The 24,105-nt window shown below is 26.8% G+C and carries 30 protein-coding genes and 1 tRNA gene; 22 read left to right on the top strand and 9 right to left on the bottom strand.

Translation table 11 applies throughout. From position 1 onward, the window contains the following. Nucleotides 1–60: 60 nt before the first annotated feature. From KQ44_RS10995 to KQ44_RS10925, 15 genes are all read left to right on the top strand, one after another. The gene (locus KQ44_RS10995) at nt 61–1,560 is read left to right on the top strand and encodes a DUF2828 family protein (RefSeq protein ID WP_096737436.1); all 1,500 of its coding nucleotides are present in this window, start codon (nt 61–63) and stop codon (nt 1,558–1,560) included. 341 nt (nt 1,561–1,901) lie between these two features. Then, complete coding sequence (locus KQ44_RS10990; RefSeq protein ID WP_096737435.1) at nt 1,902–3,143, top strand: phage capsid protein; 1,242 nt, start codon at nt 1,902–1,904, stop codon at nt 3,141–3,143. 53 nt (nt 3,144–3,196) lie between these two features. Beyond that, nucleotides 3,197–4,009, top strand: a complete 813-nt coding sequence (locus KQ44_RS10985; protein WP_096737434.1) for an Rpn family recombination-promoting nuclease/putative transposase — start codon at nt 3,197–3,199, stop codon at nt 4,007–4,009. A 454-nt stretch (nt 4,010–4,463) separates the two neighbouring features. Then, entirely contained in the window at nt 4,464–5,444 is a 981-nt protein-coding gene (locus tag KQ44_RS10980; RefSeq protein ID WP_096737433.1) for a phage capsid protein, read from the top strand. A 95-nt stretch (nt 5,445–5,539) separates the two neighbouring features. After that, the gene (locus KQ44_RS10975; protein WP_096737432.1) at nt 5,540–5,908 is read left to right on the top strand and encodes a phage capsid protein; all 369 of its coding nucleotides are present in this window, start codon (nt 5,540–5,542) and stop codon (nt 5,906–5,908) included. 245 nt (nt 5,909–6,153) lie between these two features. Then, the gene (locus KQ44_RS10970) at nt 6,154–7,197 is read left to right on the top strand and encodes a hypothetical protein (RefSeq protein ID WP_008721534.1); all 1,044 of its coding nucleotides are present in this window, start codon (nt 6,154–6,156) and stop codon (nt 7,195–7,197) included. Nucleotides 7,198–7,418: 221 nt separating this feature from the next. Continuing rightward, nucleotides 7,419–7,715, top strand: a complete 297-nt coding sequence (locus KQ44_RS10965) for a hypothetical protein (RefSeq protein ID WP_096737431.1) — start codon at nt 7,419–7,421, stop codon at nt 7,713–7,715. Nucleotides 7,716–8,011: 296 nt separating this feature from the next. After that, nucleotides 8,012–8,395, top strand: a complete 384-nt coding sequence (locus tag KQ44_RS10960) for a hypothetical protein (protein ID WP_096737430.1) — start codon at nt 8,012–8,014, stop codon at nt 8,393–8,395. A 39-nt stretch (nt 8,396–8,434) separates the two neighbouring features. Then, nucleotides 8,435–8,992 carry a hypothetical protein gene (locus KQ44_RS10955; RefSeq protein WP_008721524.1) on the top strand — a complete coding sequence of 186 codons (558 nt, stop codon included), beginning with the start codon at nt 8,435–8,437 and terminating at the stop codon, nt 8,990–8,992. After that, nucleotides 8,976–9,248: a hypothetical protein gene (locus KQ44_RS10950; protein WP_096737429.1), complete on the top strand. Its 273-nt coding sequence runs from the start codon at nt 8,976–8,978 to the stop codon at nt 9,246–9,248. Before KQ44_RS10955 ends, KQ44_RS10950 begins: the two co-directional genes overlap by 17 nt. A gap of 208 nt (nt 9,249–9,456) precedes the next feature. Then, nucleotides 9,457–10,854, top strand: a complete 1,398-nt coding sequence (locus KQ44_RS10945; RefSeq protein WP_096737428.1) for a phage tail protein — start codon at nt 9,457–9,459, stop codon at nt 10,852–10,854. A gap of 463 nt (nt 10,855–11,317) precedes the next feature. Next, nucleotides 11,318–11,674 carry a hypothetical protein gene (locus KQ44_RS10935; protein ID WP_096737426.1) on the top strand — a complete coding sequence of 119 codons (357 nt, stop codon included), beginning with the start codon at nt 11,318–11,320 and terminating at the stop codon, nt 11,672–11,674. Between the two features lie 140 nt (nt 11,675–11,814). Continuing rightward, complete coding sequence (locus KQ44_RS15150) at nt 11,815–11,976, top strand: hypothetical protein (RefSeq protein WP_168171272.1); 162 nt, start codon at nt 11,815–11,817, stop codon at nt 11,974–11,976. Nucleotides 11,977–12,303: 327 nt separating this feature from the next. After that, nucleotides 12,304–13,455 (top strand): hypothetical protein, encoded by a 1,152-nt coding sequence (locus KQ44_RS10930; RefSeq protein ID WP_205676567.1) that lies wholly within the window; start codon nt 12,304–12,306, stop codon nt 13,453–13,455. 273 nt (nt 13,456–13,728) lie between these two features. Next, nucleotides 13,729–14,283, top strand: a complete 555-nt coding sequence (locus tag KQ44_RS10925) for a hypothetical protein (RefSeq protein ID WP_096737424.1) — start codon at nt 13,729–13,731, stop codon at nt 14,281–14,283. Between the two features lie 100 nt (nt 14,284–14,383). Here the strand turns inward: KQ44_RS10925 and KQ44_RS10920 are convergent, their stop codons facing one another. Next, nucleotides 14,384–15,220, bottom strand: coding sequence for a bifunctional 5,10-methylenetetrahydrofolate dehydrogenase/5,10-methenyltetrahydrofolate cyclohydrolase (locus KQ44_RS10920; protein WP_096737423.1), 837 nt, complete (start codon nt 15,218–15,220; stop codon nt 14,384–14,386). A gap of 93 nt (nt 15,221–15,313) precedes the next feature. On the opposite strand from KQ44_RS10920, the gene KQ44_RS15145 reads away from it, so the two are divergent. The 4 genes from KQ44_RS15145 (at nt 15,314) to KQ44_RS10905 (ending at nt 18,147) form a co-directional block, all read left to right on the top strand. Further along, complete coding sequence (locus KQ44_RS15145; protein WP_240516607.1) at nt 15,314–15,733, top strand: hypothetical protein; 420 nt, start codon at nt 15,314–15,316, stop codon at nt 15,731–15,733. Then, nucleotides 15,700–16,509: a hypothetical protein gene (locus KQ44_RS10915; RefSeq protein WP_240516606.1), complete on the top strand. Its 810-nt coding sequence runs from the start codon at nt 15,700–15,702 to the stop codon at nt 16,507–16,509. Before KQ44_RS15145 ends, KQ44_RS10915 begins: the two co-directional genes overlap by 34 nt. Before the next feature lie 72 nt (nt 16,510–16,581). Continuing rightward, a complete protein-coding gene (locus KQ44_RS10910) occupies nt 16,582–17,991 on the top strand; it encodes an alanine/glycine:cation symporter family protein (RefSeq protein ID WP_096737422.1) in 1,410 nt (469 codons plus the stop codon). A gap of 82 nt (nt 17,992–18,073) precedes the next feature. Further along, a tRNA-Ile gene (locus tag KQ44_RS10905) sits at nt 18,074–18,147 on the top strand. Nucleotides 18,148–18,271: 124 nt separating this feature from the next. Here the strand turns inward: KQ44_RS10905 and KQ44_RS10900 are convergent. Continuing rightward, a complete protein-coding gene (locus KQ44_RS10900; RefSeq protein ID WP_096737421.1) occupies nt 18,272–18,589 on the bottom strand; it encodes a hypothetical protein in 318 nt (105 codons plus the stop codon). 348 nt (nt 18,590–18,937) lie between these two features. Between KQ44_RS10900 and KQ44_RS10895 the strand changes: the two genes are divergently transcribed. Genes KQ44_RS10895 through KQ44_RS10885 form a run of 3 tightly spaced genes read left to right on the top strand, consistent with a single transcriptional unit; the run spans nt 18,938 to nt 20,587 of the window. Then, the gene (locus KQ44_RS10895) at nt 18,938–19,456 is read left to right on the top strand and encodes a YcxB family protein (protein WP_096737420.1); all 519 of its coding nucleotides are present in this window, start codon (nt 18,938–18,940) and stop codon (nt 19,454–19,456) included. 53 nt (nt 19,457–19,509) lie between these two features. After that, entirely contained in the window at nt 19,510–20,112 is a 603-nt protein-coding gene (locus KQ44_RS10890; RefSeq protein ID WP_096737419.1) for a RecX family transcriptional regulator, read from the top strand. Nucleotides 20,113–20,164: 52 nt separating this feature from the next. Then, a complete protein-coding gene (locus KQ44_RS10885; protein WP_096737418.1) occupies nt 20,165–20,587 on the top strand; it encodes a hypothetical protein in 423 nt (140 codons plus the stop codon). Nucleotides 20,588–20,598: 11 nt separating this feature from the next. Here KQ44_RS10885 and KQ44_RS10880 read toward each other — a convergent pair whose 3' ends face one another. The 7 genes from KQ44_RS10880 to KQ44_RS10860 all read right to left on the bottom strand — a co-directional run bounded on the left by KQ44_RS10880 (nt 20,599) and on the right by KQ44_RS10860 (nt 23,977). After that, nucleotides 20,599–21,177, bottom strand: a complete 579-nt coding sequence (locus KQ44_RS10880) for a chromate transporter (RefSeq protein WP_013113681.1) — start codon at nt 21,175–21,177, stop codon at nt 20,599–20,601. 24 nt (nt 21,178–21,201) lie between these two features. Beyond that, nucleotides 21,202–21,786, bottom strand: coding sequence for a chromate transporter (locus tag KQ44_RS10875; protein ID WP_096737417.1), 585 nt, complete (start codon nt 21,784–21,786; stop codon nt 21,202–21,204). Between the two features lie 204 nt (nt 21,787–21,990). Next, a complete protein-coding gene (locus KQ44_RS10870; protein ID WP_096737416.1) occupies nt 21,991–22,308 on the bottom strand; it encodes a hypothetical protein in 318 nt (105 codons plus the stop codon). A 114-nt stretch (nt 22,309–22,422) separates the two neighbouring features. Next, nucleotides 22,423–22,731, bottom strand: a complete 309-nt coding sequence (locus KQ44_RS10865) for a hypothetical protein (RefSeq protein WP_096737415.1) — start codon at nt 22,729–22,731, stop codon at nt 22,423–22,425. A 170-nt stretch (nt 22,732–22,901) separates the two neighbouring features. After that, nucleotides 22,902–23,045, bottom strand: a complete 144-nt coding sequence (locus KQ44_RS14465) for a hypothetical protein (protein WP_013113676.1) — start codon at nt 23,043–23,045, stop codon at nt 22,902–22,904. Between the two features lie 36 nt (nt 23,046–23,081). Next, on the bottom strand, nt 23,082–23,246 hold the full coding sequence (locus KQ44_RS14460; RefSeq protein WP_168171271.1) for a hypothetical protein: 165 nt from the start codon (nt 23,244–23,246) through the stop codon (nt 23,082–23,084). 47 nt (nt 23,247–23,293) lie between these two features. Then, nucleotides 23,294–23,977 carry a MerR family transcriptional regulator gene (locus KQ44_RS10860; protein WP_096737414.1) on the bottom strand — a complete coding sequence of 228 codons (684 nt, stop codon included), beginning with the start codon at nt 23,975–23,977 and terminating at the stop codon, nt 23,294–23,296. Nucleotides 23,978–24,105 lie beyond the last annotated feature (128 nt).

The following is a 24,105-nucleotide window of genomic DNA, read 5'->3' as shown; positions in this document are numbered from 1 at the left end:
TTTATTATAGGCATAGAATATTTTTTATTATAGAACCTTTATTATAGGAGAATTAATTTTATGCCTTTTTTAGATTCGCTTAAAAATTCTTTTAATAAAACTTATACGCAAAATTTTGCTGATACTAATATTTCATCATTAAATGGTGTAATAGATTTATTTGCAACTATGGGAGCAAGCAGACTAAAAACAGGCGATGAATTATTAAAATATTTTATAGACGCTTGGAGAGAAAGTCCTGAACTTACAGCTAAATGTATAATGTATTTGAGAGATATAAGAAAAGGTATTGGTGAGAGAGAAGTTTTTAGGAAATATATAAATATTATGATTAGGCAAAATCATACTCTAACAGCAATAGAAATCTTAAAAATTATACCAGAGCTTGGAAGATGGGACGATATTATTTATATATGGTATAAGAATAGAGAAAATAAAAATATTTCTGACTTTACAAAAAATATAATATTAGAACAATTAAATAAAGATAAAACTACTGATAATGTTTCACTTCTTGCTAAATGGCTTCCTAGTGAAAATACATCATCAAAAAATACAAGAAGCATTTCAATAGAACTAATAAAACTTTTAAATATAAACACTAAAGAATATAGAAAAACTTTATCTGCTTTAAGAAAGAAAATAAAAATAATAGAAAATAATTTAAGAGAAAAAGATTATACATTTAATTATTCTTCAGTTCCTGCACTTGCTATGAGAAAATACTCTAAAGCATTTATTAGAAATGATGAAAAAAGATATAATAATTTTTTTGAAGATGTAAAACTAGGAAAAGTAAAATTAAATACAAGCGTCTTAACTCCTTTTGATGTTATAAGAGAGATTTTAGACTGTGACGAAGAAGATAAAAAATCGAGAAGAGAAGAATTTGATTTAACTTGGAAAAATCTTCCAAATATTTTTGGAGATAATAATTTAAATACAATAGCAGCATGCGATGTATCTGGAAGTATGGGAATGGCTTTGAATGGTGAACCATTAATATGCTCTGTAGCTTTGGCAATATATATAGCACAGTTAAATAAGTCTGCATTTCATAATCATTTTATAGATTTCTGCGGTAATTCTAAAATGCATGACATATCAAATATAAATAATATTGTTGATGCAGTTGATTATGTTTTAAGATCATCTGTTGATTATAGTACAAATATTGATTCTGTATTTAAAGCATTACTTGACACTGCTGTAAACAATTATGTAGCACAGGAGGAGCTCCCTAAATATATAATAATAATTTCTGATATGGAGTTTAATCAATGCGAACTTACAAATAAAACTAATTTTGAATATTGGAAAGAAATATTTAATAAAAATAATTACAAACTTCCTAGAATAATTTTCTGGAATGTAAACTCATTAAGCAGAATAATGCCTGCTTTAAAAAATGATGATGTATTATTTGTTTCTGGAAGAAGTCAGAATGCTATAAAGAATATAATCAATATAGATAAATACGATTTAACAAATCAAGATGAACTGTCAATGCTATTAATATTAGATACTTTGAAAGATTATAGTATTAATATAAAGGATTGATATAAATATAATTTCACTTAATGCACGGTTAGTAATAATTTTAGGTATTGCCATAAAAAGTACACCAGCCACCATTTTTTATATTTTGAATTAATACACTATTAATGATTTTATTTTTATACTGAAACTTTTTAAGTTTGTCAATTTTTTTATTGTTATTTTCCCGCCGCAAAAAGAACTTATATCCTCGACAAGCTCGAATACGCTTCGCGAAAGTGCAAGTATTGAAATTATTATCAAATAGTAGTAATCATGTCTTACAAGTGTATACAATAAAAACTTATAATCACTTATATTTTTTGTTATTAGTATAAAGATTAATTTTTAATAGGTTTTCATTTATGCAAAATATAGAAAATAAACAATCACAAATAGAAAAAATTATTGAAGAATATGATAATAAATTAAAAGATAAAAACAGAGAAATAGAAAAATTAAATGATGAATTAAACAGAATATCCACAAAGAGTTATAATTCTGGCGTTCCTAATGTAATATATAATAGGGGAGATGAGAGCGATGATTTTTCATTTCCTCATAAATGGGCATTAACCTGCAAGAGAATGGAGAGTTCTATTTATCTTGAGCCTATACTTCAGTTTTACAGAGGAGTTATTAATTCTTTTGATTATTTTGTAGAAAAGCCCAAAGAATGCGAAGATAATGAAAGAGTAAATAATGCATATAATTTTTTTGTAAATCAGTTTAAAAGGTCTGGCGGACTTAAAAACTTAATAGTTAATGTTACTTATAATGCTTTGGTTTACGGATTTTGTTTTTTTACTCCGAAACTCGAAGTTGTATCTGCAAAGGCTTACGGATTTAAGGGAAGACTTGACGGACTTAGAGGGTTTAAATATTATGATCCTTCTTCAATATACAGATTCCATTTTGATGAAGATGACAGTGATGAAATCAAAAGCATAAGCATTATAAAAAGTCGTAAAGAAATTTTTAATAGTTTGTATAGTGATGATGAAGCAAGCATTATAAATATAGATTTTGATTTAGCTTTAGCAGGTTATGCAAGTTATGGAAGCATTGAAGGCGATATTATAGGAAAGCCTTTTTTATACAGTGCATATTCACTTTGGCAGATTTTAGAATCTATGGATAATAGTTTTAACCGCAATTTAAAAAATATAGGCGAGCATAGTTTTAATTTTATAGCAAATACTGAGCTTAATGATTCAAAGCGTAAGGAGGCAGAGAGAGAGATAAGAAATTTCGTAAATAATGGAGGCGGAATTTTTATCTCCAAATATGGTAAGATAGAAAAGATAGAAAGTATTGATGCTAATGAATGGTATAATTTTAGAGACAGCATGCTTTCGGCATTATTTAAAAATAAAGGTGTAGATATTAAAGCACTTGGTCTAAACAAAGGAGCTACTAAATCATTAGCAGAACTTACTCAGGACAATGCTGTTCTTATGGCGAGCGATATAGTTTCTGGTATAATCAATTATATTAACAACAGTTTTATTAAAAGATATTTTGATTTGAATTTTAAAAGTTTAAGACTGTCTGGAGAATGCGATTATTTTAGAGTTTCTCATTCTGTAATTAGAAAATCAGAGTAAAATCATCAATAAAAAATTTTGACAATTTGATTGAATATAAGTATAATAAAATTATGATGAGAGAAGATATTCGTTATTTATTTTCAGATATTGGAAATGAAAAAATAGTTTTGAATTTTATTAATTCAGTTATGAAAAATATGAATATGAAAACTTTTTGCAAAGTTGAAATATTGAATCCTTTTAATTTGAGTAAATATATTAATTCAAAAGAATCTGTAATGGATATAAAATGCATTACAGAAGATGGTGAAATTGTCATTATAGAAATACAATTACAAGGCAATGAATCATTCATAAAAAGAGTTTTATTTTATTGGGCTAGCAGTTATAGTGTAAGATTAAATAAAAATGATATATATAATAAATTAACACCTGTTATAAGTATTAATATTTTAAATTTCAGATTAGTTAAGGATATAGATTATATTCATACTTGTTATGTATTAAAAGAAATAAATTATAATAAAATTCTCACAGAAGATTGTCAGCTTCATTTCATAGAACTTCCAAAATTTCATTCAAATAATTATGATGATTTACAAAAAGAGTTTTTATCTTGGTTAAAATTTTTTAAAGGAGAGGATATGTCTGTATTATTAAAAGAAAATACTATATTTGATGAAGTAAAAGAAAAATCTGAATCATTCATACATAATGAACCGTTGATAGATACTTACAGAAAAAAAGAAATAGATGAATATTTTCAAAAAGAAATGATGAATATAGAATTGATCAAAGCAGAAGAAAAAGGAGGCAAAAATAAAGCGATTTTTATAGCTAAAAATCTAAAAAGGTCAGGGCTTGACAATAAATTTATAAGCGAGGCTACGGGTTTGAGTTTAGATGAAATAGAGTATTTATAATTATATATATTTTTTAATATTGATAAATAAAAGGCTTGGTATTAATTTACCGAGCCTTTTTTATTTTGATGAACTTATAATCACTTATATTTTTTGATATAAGTATAGGGATAATAAATAATCTCTGATTGCTAACAATATTAAATAATTATAATTACTAAGCCGTACATATTTTAGCTTTATAAAATAATGAGTATTACCGTTCGTATATTGAATCTTTATTTAGTATATGAGTATAACATTTATATATGTAATAGCACTTACGTTTTTCTCGAAGCGTATCTGAAAGATAAAAACTTTTTTGTGCGACAAAAAAGTTGATAATAGATTTATAAAAATATAAAAATTGACAAAATAAATATGACTTATAATCACTAATATTTTTTGCTATAGATATATAAATAATAAAAAATCATTTCAATATAGATTAATATTTATAATTTAAGGAGATAAAATGATTAAAAAGAAATACAAAATTTTAGGGGATAGTTTCAAGCAGTATATCCCCCTTTCAAAAAATACTTTTGCTGGAACTAAAACTAATAAAATCACAGAAAAAAATATTGATGAGCTTATAAACTCATTTGAAAAAAGCACTATAGAAATATTTGTTTATAAGGGGCATAAAGAAGATGATGAAAGAGAAGCTATTGGAAAGGTTTTAAGTTTAGAAAAAGATAATGAGGCTATTGGACTTTATGCTGTTATAGAATGGTTTGATGATAGTGTAACAGAGAAAAAATCTTTTTATCCTTCTATTGAGATGGTTGGTAAAAGATCTTATGAAGATGAAGATTTTATTTATTGGGAGAATTGCGAAATAAAAGCTGTTGCTGCAGTAGAATATCCTGCAAGCCGTAATGTAGATTTGCTTTGTGCTAGTGCCATTATAAACAGTGAAGAGAATATTAACGGAGGATACATGCAAAAATTAAAAAGTGTATTAGAAAAATTATTAAGCGAAGATAAAGAAATAGAAAAGCAAGCTAGAGAAGAGTTAGTTTATTTATTTAAAAATGATGAAGATATTCAGAATATTATTATTGATATTGTAGCAGAAAAATTAAGAGAAGACAATTTAAAAGTGAATAAAGAGAGTAACAATAAAGCCTACAATAAAGATTTAAATAATTTATCCAACTTATCTAATAATGCTTCCAATAATAAAGAATTAAATCTTTCAGCTATAACTTACGGAGATTGGTGTAATGAATATGCAGAAAGTCAGAATGCTGTAAGATGCTCTTCAAAATCAGAAAGCTCTACATACGCAAAGGCAAGAAAACTTTTTAAGGCTGGACTAAGTAAAGAAGAGATAATGTCAATAGTAAGAAATGATTTAGTACCTATTGGAGTAGGAGGCACAGAGAAGATTAATTTATCAGCATTAAGTGAAGAAAATAAGTATAGTGAAATAGCTAAACTTTTTAAATAAGTATTAGCATATATTTAGATAAATCATTTTATACGTAATAAAAAGTGAAATTAATTTGTTGTCTTATATTAGCGTAGGAAATAATAGGAGTTTAAATGGCACAAGGGTCTATAATAAAAGCAGGTATTCATAGCGATGAGGCTAATTTACCTAAAAAAGGTTTTCCTGTAACAATAAAAAATGATAATGGAAAAGGTGTTTTCTCTCTATACAGTGATGGAAGTGTATTTGTAGGAGTTGCCTTGGAAGACGCTTTTTCCTATCAGGAGTTTGGATTAAAGGCAAATACAATATCGGTTTGCTATGACGGAATAGTGAATGCAGTTGTAGCTGAAAGTGTTGTAGCAGGAGATATTGTAACAGCTAGTGATAGCGGATTCAAAAAATCATTAGACGGTCATGGAGTAGGAATAGTTATAAGAGGCGGCAGCAATTATGTAGAGATACTTTTGAAATCTGTATGATATTAATTTCTTATTCACACCGTATACAATTCAAGAAATACTGCATTTTAATACTATCATAGTAATAAATAAGTGAGCTGAAGCCCTTCCCGCAGTGACACAGACGTGTGACTTAATTTATTAAGTCAAGCCTCAAGGCATAGGCGAACATAACAATAATAAGTGAGCCGAAGCCCTTGACTTAATTTATTAAGTCAAGCCTCAAGGCGTAGGCGAACATAACAATAGTAGGAGTTAAATATAATATGAGCATACCTAATTTACAAAATATACAAAATAAACTTTTTCCAATTATCAATAAAGAAATGCCTAGATATATGGGGCAGACTAATTTTGTGAGTAAATATATACCAGAGATTTTTGTCGGTGTTTCTCAGGGAGCTATAGGAGGTGATTTAGATAATACGGCATTTAATCTCAAAAACATGTACGGCGGTACTTCTTTGGGAGATTTAAATATTTTCAATGAGTATCCTAAACATGAGGCTAGAGTTTTTAAAATGGAGCCTGAAGAATATTATATTGGAATAGATATTAATAGAATAGAAGAGATTAATGAACTTTATTCAAGAGATGAGAAAAAAGCAGGTGAAGAGATTTTAAATTATATAGCTCAGAAACTTGTATCAAGATTAGGGCTTTTAAGAGAAAGAAACCTAGCAGCAAAAGTTACAGATGCTAGTCTTTACGGAAGTACAAACACTGTTGATTTAACTGCAAAACCTATAAGCACTTGGACAGAGGCTGATATTGATAATTTCTTCTCTTCATTTATAGATTTGGCTAAATATTTGAATTATGCTGTTGGAGGAAATCTATTTAATGACAGAATGGAGCTTCAAAATAACGGACAGAAACTTTATATAGTTATTCCAATAGATGTGTATATTAAACTTCAAGGTTTATTCAGATTATTTTCTAATTACATATCAATGATTGGAAATGACGCTAACGGCAAATATAAAGCATTCAGACCAGATATTTTTAATGCAGTAACAAGCGGAATAACAGTTGTAGGTACAGCATTTAGAGTTGCTGATGATCATGAAGTGGATCAAATATATCAGCTAGAAAATCTTACAGATATATGGACAGGCTCATCAATTTATATGTTTACAACTTCATCTAATATACTTGATATGGCTTCAATAAAAGAGGTGGTATATTTAAATCATGATATAAGAGAAGTTGATATATTGGGCAATAATTTGTGGAGAACAAGAACAAAGAGATGCACAGTAGCTTCCAACCCTTACGGCTTCTGTAAAATAGACTTGAGCTTGTCTTGATAATTAAATATTTATTTTAGATTTTTTAAATAACTGCATTTTATATATATAAACAAATATTTGGGGTACACTTAAACATATATTTCATCAAATGCAGTCCTTTTGCTTCTTTGGGTCACCAAAAGAAGTGGGGGTGTGGCACGACTGTGTGCTTCGCAGGGCTAGTCTCCACAAATCCAAAATTTAATATTCATATAATTAATAAATAAAAAAGAGGCACTATGTCAAAGAAATCTTTATTATTTTTTTTAGAAAATAGTATTACTAATAAAGAAATAAAAGCTAATGATTATGTTGTATCAAGAGTGGGATATTTCTTTAGAGATGTGCATGAGAGAAGATGCAAGGTAATAGTTGAAAGCGATTTAAATATATCTTTAAGCGATTCTTTTTTGATTATAAGTAAAAATGAAGCAGAGGAGCTTATAAGAGAGAAGATGAAGCCTGATGATGTTATCAATTATCTTAAAGAAGAAAACAGAAAGTTAAAAGAAAAGATAAAAGAGCTTGAGGCTTAATTTATTTTTATGTGCTGTCTTAAATTATATTAGATTTTTTCAAAAGTAATTTATAAGATTAAATATAATATTATTTATATTATAAATTAAAAATATAATGTTTTATATATTATTTATATAATTTATTATTTTAATATATAAATATGCAGTCCTTTTGCTTCTTTGGGTCACCAAAAGAAGTGGGGTTTGGGGCAAAGCCCCAACTATAAATAAAAAACTATATGCATTAATAAATTTAGTTTTAAATAAGTCTATATATTTTAGACAGCATATTGAAACTAAAAAAGGAAATTAATATGCAGGAATATATTTACGAGCCTGATATAAATTATTTTAAAAGCATATTTAAAATGTTTAACTATGATGATATTGATACAGACTTTTTAGAAGAGCAGCTTAAAAGTTATACTATTCAGTTTAGAAGAATGATTTTGAATATGAATTATACAGAGCCTACAGAAGAAAACGGGCTTCCATATATATCTATAAAAAATTATATATGCTATGATGTAGCAAGGCTTTTAACTGTTAATTTTGTATCAAACAGCGACTTGATAAACTTTATTCGTACAGAAAGTCTGCGTTTAAAAGAGTTTGCTATAAAAGATTTATCAAGCATTGTAGTTGGAGAAAATAGTTATGATAGTGTTAGTTTAGAAGGCAGAATAAAAAAGCCTTAAATCGTACTAAAAAATAAATAAAAAATCAAAAGGTTTATTATGATACATTTTAAAAACAGCGTTATATATGTTTTAGATAATTTTATGAACTTTATGGCTGATGAATATATTGATTTGTCTGGCAATAAAGTTGAAGGCGATAACCAATTAAATAAACTTTTAGATGATAAATTAAAAATAGAATATTTCAGTTTAGGAGCTTTGAGGTCTATGAGCAAATCATTTCTTTGGGCTTCAATAGCGGAAGGTGAGAGCAGGGGAAGCAATTCATATATAGGGGACTCTGCAGGTTTTGCTGATGATATATGTTTAAAAGCTACAGTATATAAAGAGCTTAAAGCTGGAGAATCATTTTTAGCTTATAATATCATACCTTTGGCACTTAATCAGGCAGCACGTTATTGGATATCAAAACTCAATGATGAGGGCGAACGTATAGCATTATCTCCTATTATCAAATGGGAAGCTCCTTCATTTGACAGTGAAAACAGCAAAAGACAGTTTAATGATTTTTCATCTATAAGAGGGGTTAATTTTTCTCTTGATATTAATTTCAAGATTATGACAGGGAGTTATTTAAATGAAGTTCTTTACTAATTTAATTAATAATTCATTTAATAAAAAAGTTTATGATTATGTTCAAAACAGAGATAAACTTTATAAAGTAAAAATCACTTCTTCTCCAGAGAATGCCAAAATAATAATGAATGAAGAAGAAAAATATTTTGGAGCTTATAAAAATGCTGAAGTTATAAATTATCAAGTAAGTCTTGAAGGATATACTACAAAAGAGGGAATCATAACTGTTAATAACAGCGATGTTTTGGAGAATGTAGTTTTAGAAAGCATTTAATATTATTAATAAAATTTATTATCCACGCGTTGAACGGGATTTTATATATAGTTGGTATTAGAATTATTATTTTATTTATATTATATGGGTTAAGTTTAACGCGTGTTAATTTATACATTTTGCGTAGAGTAGATTTGGGGGTGGGCGGGCGGGAATGTATAAAATATTTTTTGCGTAAAATAATTTTAAAAATTGTGAGTGTATAATAATGAGCATTTTTGATTTGAAAGGTAATTTAATGAATGATGAGGACGGCTTAAAAGTTGTAAGCGGTTCTAGTTATAAAGTAAGAATAGCAAAGACAAAAAAGAGAGATGAAAAAATAGATTTCTCTTCTGATGATGTTAAAGGAAAATATTTAATATATCCTTCGCAAGTGGGACTTACTCCTACTACAGAATCAATGAGTAAGGACTATATAGGCTCTCCTTCTTCTGAAAGCTATGCGGGAGCTACCACTTATGCAGGAGATATTTCCTATGGGGCTTTTCCTAATTCTAATGCATACTACGCTAGTTTAATATGGGCTAATGTTCATACAAAAGAAACATCAGGAAATATGCTTTGCATTAACTCTTTTAATAATTTTGCTGTTAGATTTAATAAGTCTTCAGAAGATGAAAGTATTAATATGCTTGAAATTATCATAGAAGAAGATGACAGTTATAGTAGTAATTTTATTGATATTTATACTTCTATGAAGCAGAAAGATTTGATTGATGCTTTAAATAAAATAACAAATATAAAAGCATTTTTAATAACAGGAAGCGAAGAAGATGATATTGATTTTACTAATATAATAAATGAATTAAAAGAGTATAATACTGAAAATAATAAAACAGAATATTTACTCAGTTTCAAAAGAGTAGGTCTTATAGAGAGCGGGCTATTTACAGAAGATAGTAAAAAGAAATATTCAAAATATCAAAGTATAATAGCCCCAAGATTCGGAGAAGCACAGTATTATAATATAGCTTTGTATGACAGCTCAAAGAATATGGACGGAAATCAATATATAGGCTGTGAAAGTAAATCAATAAATTTCAATTTTGCAAATAAGGCTATGACAGAAATAACTTCTTCCTTATGGGCTTTAGATGAAGAAAAAATAGATAAAGATGCAGTTTTATACGAAGAGAGAGCAGAAGAAAGAGATGTTGTAATGGCACAGACTTCAAAATATCCTACCAAACTTTTTATTAATGGAACAGAGGCTTCCTCTGTAAGCGATGTTTCTTTATCATTTGAATGGACTAAAGAGGAGAAGTTTAATATTTCAGCAAAAAGATACAGCTTTCCAAATTCAAAGTTTACACTTAGTTTTTCAGGCAATGCAGTTTTTAATGCTCAGTCAAAAGAGATATTTTATGACAGGGTTTTAAATGGAAACAGGCAGTCGTTCATAATATCATCAAAAACGAGATTTAAAAATAAAGATTACCCTTTTGTGTTTGTAAGTTCAGATGTAGGAGGAAGTCCGTCATTTCCAGCAATAGAGCCTAAAGAACTTTCAATATCTTTAAATAATTTTAAAGCTGTAGAGCAGTCAAATGATATGAACAGTAATTATTTGATAGCATTTACAGATAGAGAGGATTTATTTTGATATAATTTATTTTTTTTATTAATGAATTATATTTGTCTTTTTCTAGTGTTATCATATTTGATAGGAATGTACTGTTTGAATATTCAAAATTAATTTTATTTGGTTTGTATTTAAATTCAAAAGTATTTTTGGATAATGAATATAAATTATTATAGATATTTGATTGATTATATGTATTAAATTTATCAGTTAAAATATTTTTATTATAAGTGATATCAAATATATTAAAATAATTTTTTATATTTTGTGAAAAGAAAATATTATTAAAATTGAAAGAATATAATTTTAAACAGTAAAAAATTAATATAATAACTTTTATTTTCATGAAAATATTATAAACCTTATATTAATAAAATCAAGGTAAAAATTAGAGTATAAAGTATTATAATAAAAAATAGTCTATAAATGCAAATATTAAGGAAAATATGAAAATATCCTTATATTTTTTGGAGTATATAAAAAAATGGAAAAACTTGAATTTAAATGTAATGATTTTTTTAATAGATATATTGTAGAAGAAATTGTTTATAAAGATGATGGTGAAAATATTGTACCTGTTAAAGTGTTTAGCCGCTCTACTTTAGGAAGTAAGTTTAAAAGCGATGATGTAATATCTATTAATCGTCCTAGCTTTAATGAAAATATTAAATATGTTAGAGAGAAAGAAGAGAAGATTATTGATGATGATATTTTTAAATGGCTTGATGTTAGAATAAATGGTATGCTTGCTGTAAGTCTTCTTGATGAATGGAGCACTAAAGATATTAATGAGTTTGCACAGGTGATAAAAAGTTTTTTGCTGGAGAGAAGAATTATGTAGCGGGTAATTTATCTCACTTTTCTATAATAGAACAGACAGAAATTGATAATCTTACCCATTATGCTTTTAATAATAGAGAAGTTAAATATGATGATTTTTGTTATTTTAATGACTCTCTTATAAGCCTGTATACAGCTTCTTTGTTTTGGAATAAAATAATACTTGAGGCTTGGTATCAGATAATAAGCGGGAGATTTGTATATTGCAGTTATGATGAAGATGATTATTTGAGATTAGGTCTTAATTATGCTGTTTTTAGATTTAAGATTTTGATAGATAAGGCTTTGAAAGTTTCTAATTAGATTTATTTGTTTTATTAGACTTATTTCAAAACTACTTGACAACATTAAATATGAAATTATTTAATTTTTAAAATCAGAAATATGATGTTTGCATGTTGTATAAACTATCATTTTAGTATATATAACATGCAGTCTTTTGTTTCTTTGGGGCACCACCGAGTAGGATCCTATTCGGCAAAAGAAGTTGGGTTTGGTATGACTGTGTGCTTCGCAGCAAAGCCCTAACTATAATTAAAAAAATATTAAATTAAAAAACTATAATATTAATAAATTGAGTTTTGAAACAAGTATATTATTGAGTTTTTATATAGAGGTTTGTTTAAGAGTATGAGTAATAATTTCGTGAGTACAAATAAAGAATTACAGAATATAGAAGAAAGTATAAAGAAAATAAATTCAGCATATGAAACTTCTTTATTTTTTAATACTTCAAAGGATTCTTTTAATGAGTTTTCAAGTTCAGCAGCAGAGGCAAAAACTTCTATAGATAGTATAGAAACTTCTATAAACTCACTTGATAATAGTATAAATAAAGCTGATATAAAAAGCTTTTCTAGTGAAATAAAAGACTCTCTCTCAAGCATATCAAGTATATATAAGGATTTAAGTGCTAGTTTTTCAGATTTTTTTCATTATGATTTAAGCTCTTATGATGAGGCAATAGAAGAAGCTAAAAATAAATTACAGGAGTTTGACGATTATCAAAAAGAGTTAAGAGAAAATAAGAGAACTCAAGATGATGAGGATTATGAAAACTATTTATCAAGACTTGATGAAGAGCTTGAACTTGCAATTGAAAGCAAAGATGCTATGAGTGCTGAAGCTATACGCATAAAGCAGGAAGAGTTAAAGAAAAAACAGGATAAAGAAAAGGAAGATTTACAAAAAGAAAAAGAAATACAAGTTCAAAGAGAATTACTTGAAAAACAGCTTGCACAGGCAGAGTATAATAAAGCATATGCAGAGTGGGATAATAACGTAAAACTAGCAGAAATGGAAAAGGCAAAAGCAATAGCGGATGCAGTTTTAATACCGTCTCTTGCTATAGCACAATCTGCTTTGGGAGTTGCTGCTTCATTTGCTCAGGGAGGACCTGTTGGTTTTGCAGCAGGTCTTGTAATATCTGCTACTGCAATATCATCTGCTATTTCTGCAGCTTCTGGTATAGTATCATCAGCTAATGCTTTAGACAGCGTGAAATCTAATCCGCCTAGTGCTCCGCAGTTTGCATTTGGTACAACAGGGTATATTATTCCAGACGGTGGCTCTGCAATAGTAGGTGAGATGGGGGCTGAGATTGTAACAAATAAAGCTGGTAAGATGCAAGTTCAAAGTAATGCCCAGATACAGGAGCATGGGTTTTCTAAAGGCGATATTTGGAACGTTACTATTAATGTTGAACAGGCTTTAAATCCTGATGAAGTTTATAAACTTATGAATAGTTATAAGGCAAGAAACAGTCAGATGTATGCTAGATAATTTTTGATATTTTTTATTAAAAAATTATAATTTTTTATATTAAATAATATTTTACATAATATTATATTTTTCTAGTATTTGTAAATATAATTTATTTTAAGTCTTTAATAAGATATATATTCTGTAAAAAAATGTTTGTGGTTATTTTTTAGTATGATATTTATGTAAAGTTATACAAATAAATATTATGATTTTTATATATTATCAAAGTTTGTCTTTTTGTATAAAAATATTATATTTAATTTGTAATAAAAAACATAAGGAAAGAAAAAAATGAAAACAAAAATATTTTTAATATTAATTATGATAATATTTGCTGTATCTTGTACAAAAAATAATCCAGCAAATCCAGTGAATGTTTCAGAAAATAATAGCCGCAATACTGAAACAAAAGAGACATCATCTTCAGATAATCAAAAAAATTCAGATAATAATACAGGTACTTCTAGTGAGAATGATAACAGTGCAGAAAATACAGACACTATAAGTCATGAAAATCATTATAATGATAAAGCGAATGTATATAAAGGTATTGCAAAACATACTATAAGAACTGGAGGTATTACTACACAGCCTGAGGATGTTGAAATATATGCTGATATATATGAAGATGAAAATATTGTTGAATTATATATACCAAGAAGAGTATTATTTGAAAATGCCAAAGAAGAAAATGGCAAATATAACTTAACTAAAACAGAAGACGGAAAAACTTATATATTGTCTATGACAGTTTCAGGGGATTCTATATCTAATTTTGATCTTACAATACAAGGACAAGGAGAAACAGTTTATATTAAATCTGATAAATTGAATAAAACAGAATAATTATTTTTTTATAAACTCATATATTATATCTTTTTACTTGAAAATGCTAAAATTTTATTATTTTAGCATTTTCTTTTTTTATATAGTTCTATATAGTTTTTTATTTATTATTATATTTTTTATGAAGATAAAGCACATTACTCAAAAGCATAGCTACAGTTACACTTCCAACTCCATTAGGTACTGGTGTAATACTAGAAGCTATTTTTGAAGCCTCTTCAAAGTTTACATCGCCTTTTAAAGATCCGTCTTCCATTACATTAATTCCTATATCTATAACAACAGCCCCTTCTTTAATATAATCTCCAGTAATAAATTCAGATTTTCCTATTGATACACATAATATATCCGCATTTTTGCAAATCTCTTTTAAATTTTTAGTTTTTGAATGAGCTATTGTTACAGTAGCCGATTTTTGAAGAAGTAAATGAGCTAAAGGTTTTCCTACTATCTCACTTCTTCCTATTACAACAGCATTTGCTCCTTCTATATTTATGCCAGATTTTTCTATCAACGCCATTGCACTTTTAGCTGTACAAGGAGCTAAATCATTTTCACCCATAAATATCCTTCCCAAATTAATATGAGATATAGCATCAGCATCTTTTTCTACAGATATAGTTTCATATACTTTTTTCTTGCTTATATGTTTAGGTAGAGGCATTTGTATCATTATTCCGCTTGTTTCTTTTTCTTTATTTAAATATTCTATTAATGTAAGGAAATCTTCTTCTGAAGTATTTACTGGCAGATTATGAAGAGAGCCTATCATTCCAACACTTTCTGCCTGCTTTTTTGCTCTTGTAAAATATACTTCGGTTGATTTATCATCATCAAAATATAGAAAGTCTATTCTTGGTTTTTTTTGAAGCATTTCTATATCTTTTTTAATATTTTCTTTTATGTTTTTTGATAGTTCTCTTCCATCTAATATCATATAATCTCCTAATTATAATTTTCTCTATAATATAGTGTTCATAAATAAAATACAAGTATAGATTTTTTTATATTTATATTGTATATTTTTTTAATGATAAAAAAAATTATTACTTTATTTTTAATTATTGTTTTACACGCTTCAGCAGAGAAAAAAATTATTATATTTGAAACTTCTTACTCTAATAATTATACTCTTTATGCTGTAAATGACATTGTAAAGAAGAATATATTTTTGTATTCTGATTTTGATATAGTTCCTAATAATAATATAAAAACAGATAATTATAATTCAATAAAATCAAAAATTAAAGAACTTACTTTGATAAACAATGCCGATGTTTCTGTAACATATGATATATTAAGATATAAGAAAGAGTTTATACTTAATTATGTGATTTTTGATAAAAGCAAATCTGACAGGTGGCTTGAAAAAAACTTTATTCTAAAGAAGATCAATTATTTGAATCTATTAATCAAATGCTTAAAGATATATACCATTATTCTTCTGTAAGGAATGATAGAGTATATATTAAAGAAGATGAATATATTTCTTTAATAGGATACTATTCTCAAAAGATATATGAAGCAGAAGACAGCAAAAATATTTATGATGTATTTTTTAATTTTTATAAAGATAATATTTATTTTAATATAGATTATTTGGAGTATTTAATATCTAAAAGCGATAGAACAGCAGTAGAGTATATAAAAATAATTACTGATAATATGAATAAAAAACTTGATAAAAATAATCATTATTATTTATCTGCTTTGGGAGATTATTACTGCAGCAGATACAAAGTTAATGTTATACCAGATGATATAGAATTAAGTATAGAAAATTACATTAAGGCAATAGAGGCAAAAAAGAATAATTATATATATTATAAAAAATTGGCAAATGCCTATATACTAAAAAATGATTATGCAGCAGCAGCTGGAAGTTATAATAGAGCTATAGAGATATACGATAAAGATATAGCTCTTATAAAAGATGCTGTATATTTGCTTAAAAGAGATATGAATAAAAATGGCAATCTTGTAATAGAGTATTTGAAAAAAATTATTGATGTAAATAAAAATGATGATGAGGCTTTAGAGAATCTTGCTCAAATATATGATACTTTGGGAGATAAATATAATTCAGAGATATATTATAATAAACTTCTTGATGCTGTAAATTATAATCTTTATATTATTAATAATGAAAGTCCAAACCCAGTATTGTATGATAAATATATAAAAAAGCGAAATGAAATATCAAAAAAGTTAAACAGTTTTAAATAATAATATATGTAACCATTTGCACATTATAAGTATTTGATATATAATAAAAAAATACTATAATGGGGATAAAAAATGGATATTATTAATAATATAATCACATCAGTAAATAATGTAATGTATGGTTATTTGCTTCTTGCTGTATTTTTAGTTGTTTCTATATTTTTTACTTTTAGATTAAGGGCAATACAAATTTCGCATTCTATACATGCTCTAAAACTTTTACTTTCCACTCATGAAAAAGGAGATGGGGTTTCTGGTTTTGCAAGTTTTTGTATAAGTACCGCCTCAAGGGTGGGAACGGGTAATATTACTGGAGTTATGGCAGCAGTTTCTGCAGGAGGACCTGGTGCATTATTTTGGATGTGGCTAATGGCTATACTTGGAGGAAGTTTAGCTTTTACTGAAAGTACTTTAGCTCAGCTATATAAAGAAAAAGATTCTCAAGGTAAGTTTATAGGCGGAGCTTCTTTTTATATAAAAAGTAAATTAAAAAAGCCTATACTAGCGGCAATATTTGCAATTTGTATGATATTTACTTATACGACATTTAACGGTGTGCAGGCCAATACTATATCAGGTGCTTTATCAAAATACAATATATCTGTTACAATTACCGCTGTAGTTTTAACTGTTATTACTGGATTAATTTTATTCAGCAAACGAAGAGATACTATAACTCATGCATGTGTATTTATAGTACCAGTAATGGCAATACCTTATATACTTATAGGTCTTTATATATTTGTTACTAATTTGCCTTCAGTGCCTAGCGTATTTCAAACTATTTTTGTTCAGGCATTCAAGCCGAGTGCATTTTTCGGAGGTGCTATAGGTACTACAATTTCTAATGGATTAAAAAGAGGCTTGTTTTCAAATGAGGCTGGTATGGGAGGAGCCCCTCATGCAGCAGCTGCCGCTCATTCTTCGCACCCTTGCAAACAAGGTCTTATACAAATGTTCTCAGTATTTACTGATACTATATTAATTTGTTCTATATCTGGATTTATACTTTTATTATCCCCTGAAGCTATGAAAGTAATAAAAGATATGGAAGGAATTAATTTATTTCAATATGCTATGGAATCGCATCTTGGAAGTTTTGGGTCTTATTTTATAACAGTATGTATATTGTTTTTCTCTTATAGTTCCATACTTGGTAATTTTTTCTATATAAAAACAGGAGCTTTTGCTTTGAAAGACAGTATAGTTTCATATATAATAGTTGGAGCTATGACAGTAATAATGGTATTTGCAGGTTCACTTGCTGATTTTAAAACTATATGGGGAGCAGGAGATATGTTTATGGGATTTATGGCTTTGCTTAATATTATTGTTATAGTGATACTCAATAAGCCTGTATATTTACTAACCAAACATTATGTAAGCAGATTAAAATATCATAAAGACCCTGCTTTTAATAAGAACTCCATTGAAGAGTTATCTAATGATGATGCTGTAACTCAGTGGAATGAAAATTTGTAATAAAATTATGATTTTTTTGCTTTTAGGTATTGACATTTTTTGAGTTTTTTGTATAATACTTAAATCTAATAACAAAATTTAGGGGCCAGTAGCTCAGTCGGTTAGAGCAGATGACTCATAATCATCGGGTCCGGGGTTCAAGTCCCTGCTGGCCCAATCCCCTTAATTTTATTCCTTATTATATTTATTATCTCCTTTAATTTGACTTATAAGGTTAATTTTTTGGGGCTTAAAAAAGACACTTTATATCTTTCAGTGTCTTTTTTATTTTCTAAAATTATTATACTCTATTTAATGTTACATTTCTTGTTACTATTAAACTGCCGCTTATGTTTTCAGGAAGTTCTATCTCTATAGATTCATTGGAATTGAATTTTATGTAAAAATTATCTTCGTTGAATTTCATATTATAATCATCTTTATCATAATTAGAACCCAAAGATATGCTATGACTTAATTTGCCTACTATTGGTGCCAAAGTATTAACTGTAATATCTCCCTGTTCTGATATGATAGCCTCTAAATCTATATCTAATTTTACGAAATTTTTAATTGTAGCTTTCCCTTTATAAACCCCATTTCTATCTTTTAATAACATAAAATAATCTCCATATATAATAGTTATATATTATAATAATAACATTTTTTATAAAAAAAGACAAATTTTAATAAATGTCTATATTGTACTAAAAATTAACTATAGTTAATAAATAATAATTAAAAACACTATAAATAAGCATTTATATGAAATATTATGCTATTTTATATCGCATTTTTTAAGTACTGTTTATTATACTTATTTCAAAACCTATTTACAAAATTTTTTGTGAGCTAGCCCATAATTATGAATAAAATAACTTTATAAATGTTCTTAAGTATGTTATTGATACTTGAAAAAAAATATACTTATACTATACTTAATATAATACAAATATAGGTGTAGTTAATGAAAAAAGAATATAAATACAAACTTACAGAAGATGATTTTATAGATTTTCAGCTTCATTATTTAAAAATGAATACCTCAATGACTAAAACTATAAAAAGAACTATAGCAATATTAGTAGGTTTGTATTTAATCATATTTGCAGCAATGGCTTTATACTTTAGAGATAATGCATTTTTAATAATTATAATAGCAGTATTAGTTTCTGCTTTTTCTGTTATACAGATATTAACATATAGAAAACGCATAGAAAAAAAGATAGTAAAAAAAGTTAAAGACTATTCAAGAAGCGGAAAGCTCGATAAAGTTTTCGGCGATAAAGAATTAACAGTTTATGATGATAAAGTTGTATTTAAAGAAAATAGCGGTGTGAGCAAGTTTAATAAAGAAGATATACAAAAAATAGATTCTACTAACAGATGCATATTTTTTTATGTAGATGAAATGTCTGCTATTATTATACCAAAGTCTTATTTAAATTCTGACGATACAAATTTTCTCTTGTATTATAAAAAATAATACTTGAAAAACTATTAATATTATTATAGTATTTTGTTATGGTTATTATAAGAATGAAATTAAAAGGCGATAAAATATATATAAAGATATCAGGAGGAGAAGTATTTACTATACCTAAAAACGGTCTTTATGAACTTGATTTGTATGAGGGAATGGAGCTTGAATATGATGAGATTCCTCATATAAGAAATAAGGCATATGAAGCTTCCGCAAGAAAATCGGCTGTTTCAGTTTTAAAACGCGGATTTATAAGCGAGGGTATGCTTAGAGATAAATTAATAAAAAAAGGTCATAAAAAAAGATTTATCAATTATGCTGTTTCATACTGTAAAGAATATGACCTCATAGATGATAAAAGATTTGTAAAAGTGGCTGTAAGCAGTTTAAAACTCAAAGGAAAGAGTAAAAGACATATTATAGATTATCTCAAAAAATGCAAAGTAAAAAACTCATTAATAGAAAAAGCATCTAGTTCTATAAGCGATAAAAGTGAGAATAAAGCATTAAAAGAAGCTATAAAAAAATATTATAGAGTGTATGAACATAAAGAAAATAAAGAAGATTATATAATAAAAGCATTAATGAGAAAGGGCTTTAAATACGACAGAATAAAAAAATTATTAACAGTGTATTTAGAGAAAAAGAAAAATATTTAATTATAACGTTTATTGATTAATTTTGTTTTATAAATATTATGAGGCAAAATATATGAATAGTCTATTAAAAATTATTATTATATTTTCTGCATTTTTTATATGCAGCTGTCTTAACTTTTATACTTCCTCCTCATCATTAAATAATAATGAAATAGATAAAAAATATATAGGTTTGTATGAGGCTGGCATTACAACAACTGACAGATATAATATTACGTATCAGTCTTATGTCTCTGTTACAGTTTCTTCAGGCGGTGTTGTAACTGTAAATATTTCAGGAGGATATATCTCTTTTTTAAACAATATATACAAAGAAAATATGGTAAAACTCTCTGACAATTCATATTCAGCTTCTATAACTTCAAGCGGATACAGATATTATTTTACTTTTACTTTTTCTGATTATGCCCTCAATTTTTATTTTGACCGTAATGATGGTACAAAAGGAAGCGGCAATCTTATAAAGGTAAGATGATAATAACTGTATCAATATAAAATTATTCCCAAAACGGCAGAAATAGCTATTATAGCTAGTATAGGTACTTTTTTTATCTTTAAGAATATTGATAAAGCAAATATAAATACTCCTATAGGACTAATGTATTTAAATATATTTTGAATAAAAACAATATTTCTTAATATAGAAGTTTCTGTAAGCTGAACAAAAAAAGCATCTTTTGTAAAAGTTACAACAGCCGAAGCTATTAATGCCACAGCACATACACGAAGAGCATTCATTATACTGTTAAACTGTTCATTATTTTTTACAGCATAAAAAAACTTTGATACTATCATAGTAATTACAAATGCAGGGAGAAATATTCCGAAAGTAGCAACTGCAGAACCTAATACTCCAGCTACTTTATATCCTACAAATGTTGCAGAGTTAATAGCAATAGGTCCCGGAGTTATCTGAGATATTGCCACAAGATTGGAGAACTCGGCAGAAGTTACCCAGCCGTAATCTTCTAATATTCCTAAAAGTAAGGCTATAATAGCATATCCGCCTCCGTAAGTAAAAAGTCCGAGTTTTGCAAATACATAAAAAAGTCTCAAGTATATCATAGTATAAATTTCCGTTATTTATTATTATTTTTTTATAATATATTTATTAAATAGGTAATAGAGCCAGCCTATTAGTGCCGATAAAAGCAAGGCATATATTACATTAAAGTTTAAAAATACAACCAAAATAAAACTAAGTATAAAAAGAATAATAGTAAACTTATCTTTCATTACCTGTTTTCCCATTCCAAAAGCAGAAAGAAGTATAAGCCCTGCTATAGCACCGCGTATCCCTAAAAATGCTTTATGTACATACTCTGTATTTTGAAATCTCTCAAATATAGGAGCTATCATAAGTATAATGATAAATGAAGGAGCCATAACGCCTATTCCAGCCATTATACCTCCGAATATTCCAGCTACTTTAAAACCTGTAAGAAGCGATGAGTTTACAGCAATTACTCCAGGTATACTTTGAGCTAGGGCAAATATATCTATTATTTCATCTTTAGTTAAGAACTTTCTTTTACTTACAAACTCTTCTTCCATAATAGGAAGCATAGCAAGTCCACCTCCTATTGTAACAAGCCCTATATAAAAGAAAGAAAAAAACATAGTATACCATTTGGGCTTTTTTACATGTTCATTAGACTGACTGATATTATCCATTAATTTTTCCCATAAACAATTTTTTTTTTTAATAATTAAATAAAGTTACATCATATTTTATTATTGTCAACTGCAATCAATATTGTTTCATAATTTTTTATGTAGTTAATTTTATAATAAAAATATATTATATCAAGAATATAAAAAAGCTGCCTGATAATTTATATTTATCAAACAGCTTTTTATAATATATAATAATATTTATTATTGTTTAGTCCAAGAGCCGTTAAAATCGCCAGTACCATTAGCTTCTGTTTTGCTTGTGAATGTTATAGTACCAGCATTGCTGCCGTCTTTCAATAACATTATACTTAATAATTGAGCTTTTGTATCACTTGCTCCTTGAACGTTGTATGTCTGATTATTTTTTGTTATAGTTTTTGCTGAAGTGTTTACCGTAAAACTTCCGCCGCTTCCTACCCAAGTACCTCCCAAATCATAAAAACTAAAACCTTTATTACAGGATACTGCAAACATTGATAATAAAGTTAAAGCTAAAATAGTAGTGATAATTTTTTTCATTTTGTTTTCCCCTTAAAGTTTTTTATTATAAATAAAATATAAATCTTACTAATTAATTATTCAATGTTTATAATTATAATAGTTAATATTTACCCTAGGGGAATTAATAATTATTTATTTTACTCTAGCTCCTCTGCCTCTTATTTTAATTTTTTTAGAGAATCCTGATTGTACAATTTCGTATCTAGGCATAATCAAAAAATCATAATTAGTATCTTTCAAAGCCTCTGCTATTAACTGTTCTTTTAATGTAGTATCTTTTGCATCGTATGGAAGTTCTGCTGTCAGCACTTCTCCTACTGTGATATCGCTTCCGCTTAGCTGAAGACTTTGAGGAATATTGTCTGCCGTTGCTACTGTAGAACAAGCTGTCATTAATAACATAAACATTAATATTATTATGATACTGATAATTTTTTTCATTTTGTTTTCTCCTTATAATTTTTTATTATTTTATTTATTATTGAACTATTAAATATAAAGTTTTTTATTGTTTTGAACAATGATTATATTAATAAAAGTTCATAACTACTCTAGGGTAGTTATGAACTTTTTTAAAAAACTTATGGCAAGTATTAAGGTTTTAATTTCAGCTATTTATTTTTGTTCTGGTTTGGGTTTAGCTGCTTGCCTCTGTTACCCTGATTCTGGTCATATCGTATATTGTTTCCGTTATTTCCTTTATTAGGGTTTTGCATATCTGCTTCATTGTTAGGACGTTTTATTTTATCTGACATAATTTTACTCCTTTTTTAATATTTTTAATTGACTTTTTATTTTTTATCATTGTTGTTTTTTTTATTTGCTGGGTTTAATGGATTTTTCTGCCAGCCTCTATTACCTTGATTTTTATCAAATATAATATTATTACCATTAAAACCTTTATTGGGATTAACCATATCACCTTCATTGTTTGGATGTTTCTTTTTTTCACTCATAGTGTACTCCTTAATTTTTTTATATTTAATTATTAAAGCTTATAACTTTAATACCTGCCTGCTATATCATTAATATAATTTGAAAACTTCTCTCTATCAAAGATATTATTATTTTCATCATAGCAATTAAATGCACTAATCAAAATAAGTATAAACCTTATGATATTTGCATCTTCTTTATTTTCTAAATTAGAATCTTTATACTGACTTATAATATCTTTTATATATTCATCATTTAAATTATCTATATTAAAATTATTATAAAATTCTTTTTTTGTGTTTTTTATTATAGCCTTTATTATATCAGCCTCTTTTTTATTGATGTTTTCAATTAAGCCCTTCATTTTTTTAATTTCCTCTTTCTTTAGTATATCCTTACTTACAAATATTAAGTATTCTGGTATATTATCAAATATAACCTTTTTAATATCAGGTATCTCAAAACCTAATGCCTTTAAACGAAGTATCTCTCTTACAATATAAATATGCTCTTTGCTGTAGTATCTTACCTTTTCTCTTATAGGTCCATGAGTAATTCTGTATGCTGGAAGTACATTTTTATTATCCCATTCCCTTAAATTTTTTAATGTTACATTATTAATTTCTTCGTCTTTTAAAATTTCTAAAAAATTTCCTATAGCAATTAATTCATTTTTGTTTTTATTTTTTCTGCTTTCAAGAATATATCTTTTATTTTTTATAAAATATGATACAGGCTTATCGTTTAACATTTATTTTTTCCTATAAATAAATAAAGTAATTTTTAACATTAACTTTTATAAAAAAAAATAATACAAACAAAAAATTAAAATATTTACCCATAGGTAATTATTTATAAATTTATTATAGGAAATAATGA

Source organism: Brachyspira sp. G79 (genome assembly GCF_002379365.1).
Taxonomy (GTDB): Bacteria; Spirochaetota; Brachyspiria; order Brachyspirales; family Brachyspiraceae; genus Brachyspira.
The sequence above is the reverse complement of the archived record's forward strand: the minus strand, read 5'-3'. Positions and strand labels throughout refer to the sequence as shown.

Bases quoted from the DNA above. Each gene is read 5' to 3' on its own strand.
- KQ44_RS10995 (WP_096737436.1), top strand. From the start codon at position 61: ATGCCTTTTTTAGATTCGCTTAAAAATTCTTTTAATAAAACTTATACG.
- KQ44_RS10990 (WP_096737435.1), top strand. From the start codon at position 1,902: ATGCAAAATATAGAAAATAAACAATCACAAATAGAAAAAATTATTGAA.
- KQ44_RS10985 (WP_096737434.1), top strand. From the start codon at position 3,197: ATGATGAGAGAAGATATTCGTTATTTATTTTCAGATATTGGAAATGAA.
- KQ44_RS10980 (WP_096737433.1), top strand. From the start codon at position 4,464: ATGATTAAAAAGAAATACAAAATTTTAGGGGATAGTTTCAAGCAGTAT.
- KQ44_RS10975 (WP_096737432.1), top strand. From the start codon at position 5,540: ATGGCACAAGGGTCTATAATAAAAGCAGGTATTCATAGCGATGAGGCT.
- KQ44_RS10970 (WP_008721534.1), top strand. From the start codon at position 6,154: ATGAGCATACCTAATTTACAAAATATACAAAATAAACTTTTTCCAATT.
- KQ44_RS10965 (WP_096737431.1), top strand. From the start codon at position 7,419: ATGTCAAAGAAATCTTTATTATTTTTTTTAGAAAATAGTATTACTAAT.
- KQ44_RS10960 (WP_096737430.1), top strand. From the start codon at position 8,012: ATGCAGGAATATATTTACGAGCCTGATATAAATTATTTTAAAAGCATA.
- KQ44_RS10955 (WP_008721524.1), top strand. From the start codon at position 8,435: ATGATACATTTTAAAAACAGCGTTATATATGTTTTAGATAATTTTATG.
- KQ44_RS10950 (WP_096737429.1), top strand. From the start codon at position 8,976: ATGAAGTTCTTTACTAATTTAATTAATAATTCATTTAATAAAAAAGTT.
- KQ44_RS10945 (WP_096737428.1), top strand. From the start codon at position 9,457: ATGAGCATTTTTGATTTGAAAGGTAATTTAATGAATGATGAGGACGGC.
- KQ44_RS10935 (WP_096737426.1), top strand. From the start codon at position 11,318: ATGGAAAAACTTGAATTTAAATGTAATGATTTTTTTAATAGATATATT.
- KQ44_RS10930 (WP_205676567.1), top strand. From the start codon at position 12,304: ATGAGTAATAATTTCGTGAGTACAAATAAAGAATTACAGAATATAGAA.
- KQ44_RS10925 (WP_096737424.1), top strand. From the start codon at position 13,729: ATGAAAACAAAAATATTTTTAATATTAATTATGATAATATTTGCTGTA.
- KQ44_RS10920 (WP_096737423.1), bottom strand. From the start codon at position 15,220: ATGATATTAGATGGAAGAGAACTATCAAAAAACATAAAAGAAAATATT.
- KQ44_RS15145 (WP_240516607.1), top strand. From the start codon at position 15,314: ATGATAAAAAAAATTATTACTTTATTTTTAATTATTGTTTTACACGCT.
- KQ44_RS10915 (WP_240516606.1), top strand. From the start codon at position 15,700: ATGCTTAAAGATATATACCATTATTCTTCTGTAAGGAATGATAGAGTA.
- KQ44_RS10910 (WP_096737422.1), top strand. From the start codon at position 16,582: ATGGATATTATTAATAATATAATCACATCAGTAAATAATGTAATGTAT.
- KQ44_RS10900 (WP_096737421.1), bottom strand. From the start codon at position 18,589: ATGTTATTAAAAGATAGAAATGGGGTTTATAAAGGGAAAGCTACAATT.
- KQ44_RS10895 (WP_096737420.1), top strand. From the start codon at position 18,938: ATGAAAAAAGAATATAAATACAAACTTACAGAAGATGATTTTATAGAT.
- KQ44_RS10890 (WP_096737419.1), top strand. From the start codon at position 19,510: ATGAAATTAAAAGGCGATAAAATATATATAAAGATATCAGGAGGAGAA.
- KQ44_RS10885 (WP_096737418.1), top strand. From the start codon at position 20,165: ATGAATAGTCTATTAAAAATTATTATTATATTTTCTGCATTTTTTATA.
- KQ44_RS10880 (WP_013113681.1), bottom strand. From the start codon at position 21,177: ATGATATACTTGAGACTTTTTTATGTATTTGCAAAACTCGGACTTTTT.
- KQ44_RS10875 (WP_096737417.1), bottom strand. From the start codon at position 21,786: ATGGATAATATCAGTCAGTCTAATGAACATGTAAAAAAGCCCAAATGG.
- KQ44_RS10870 (WP_096737416.1), bottom strand. From the start codon at position 22,308: ATGAAAAAAATTATCACTACTATTTTAGCTTTAACTTTATTATCAATG.
- KQ44_RS10865 (WP_096737415.1), bottom strand. From the start codon at position 22,731: ATGAAAAAAATTATCAGTATCATAATAATATTAATGTTTATGTTATTA.
- KQ44_RS14465 (WP_013113676.1), bottom strand. From the start codon at position 23,045: ATGTCAGATAAAATAAAACGTCCTAACAATGAAGCAGATATGCAAAAC.
- KQ44_RS14460 (WP_168171271.1), bottom strand. From the start codon at position 23,246: ATGAGTGAAAAAAAGAAACATCCAAACAATGAAGGTGATATGGTTAAT.
- KQ44_RS10860 (WP_096737414.1), bottom strand. From the start codon at position 23,977: ATGTTAAACGATAAGCCTGTATCATATTTTATAAAAAATAAAAGATAT.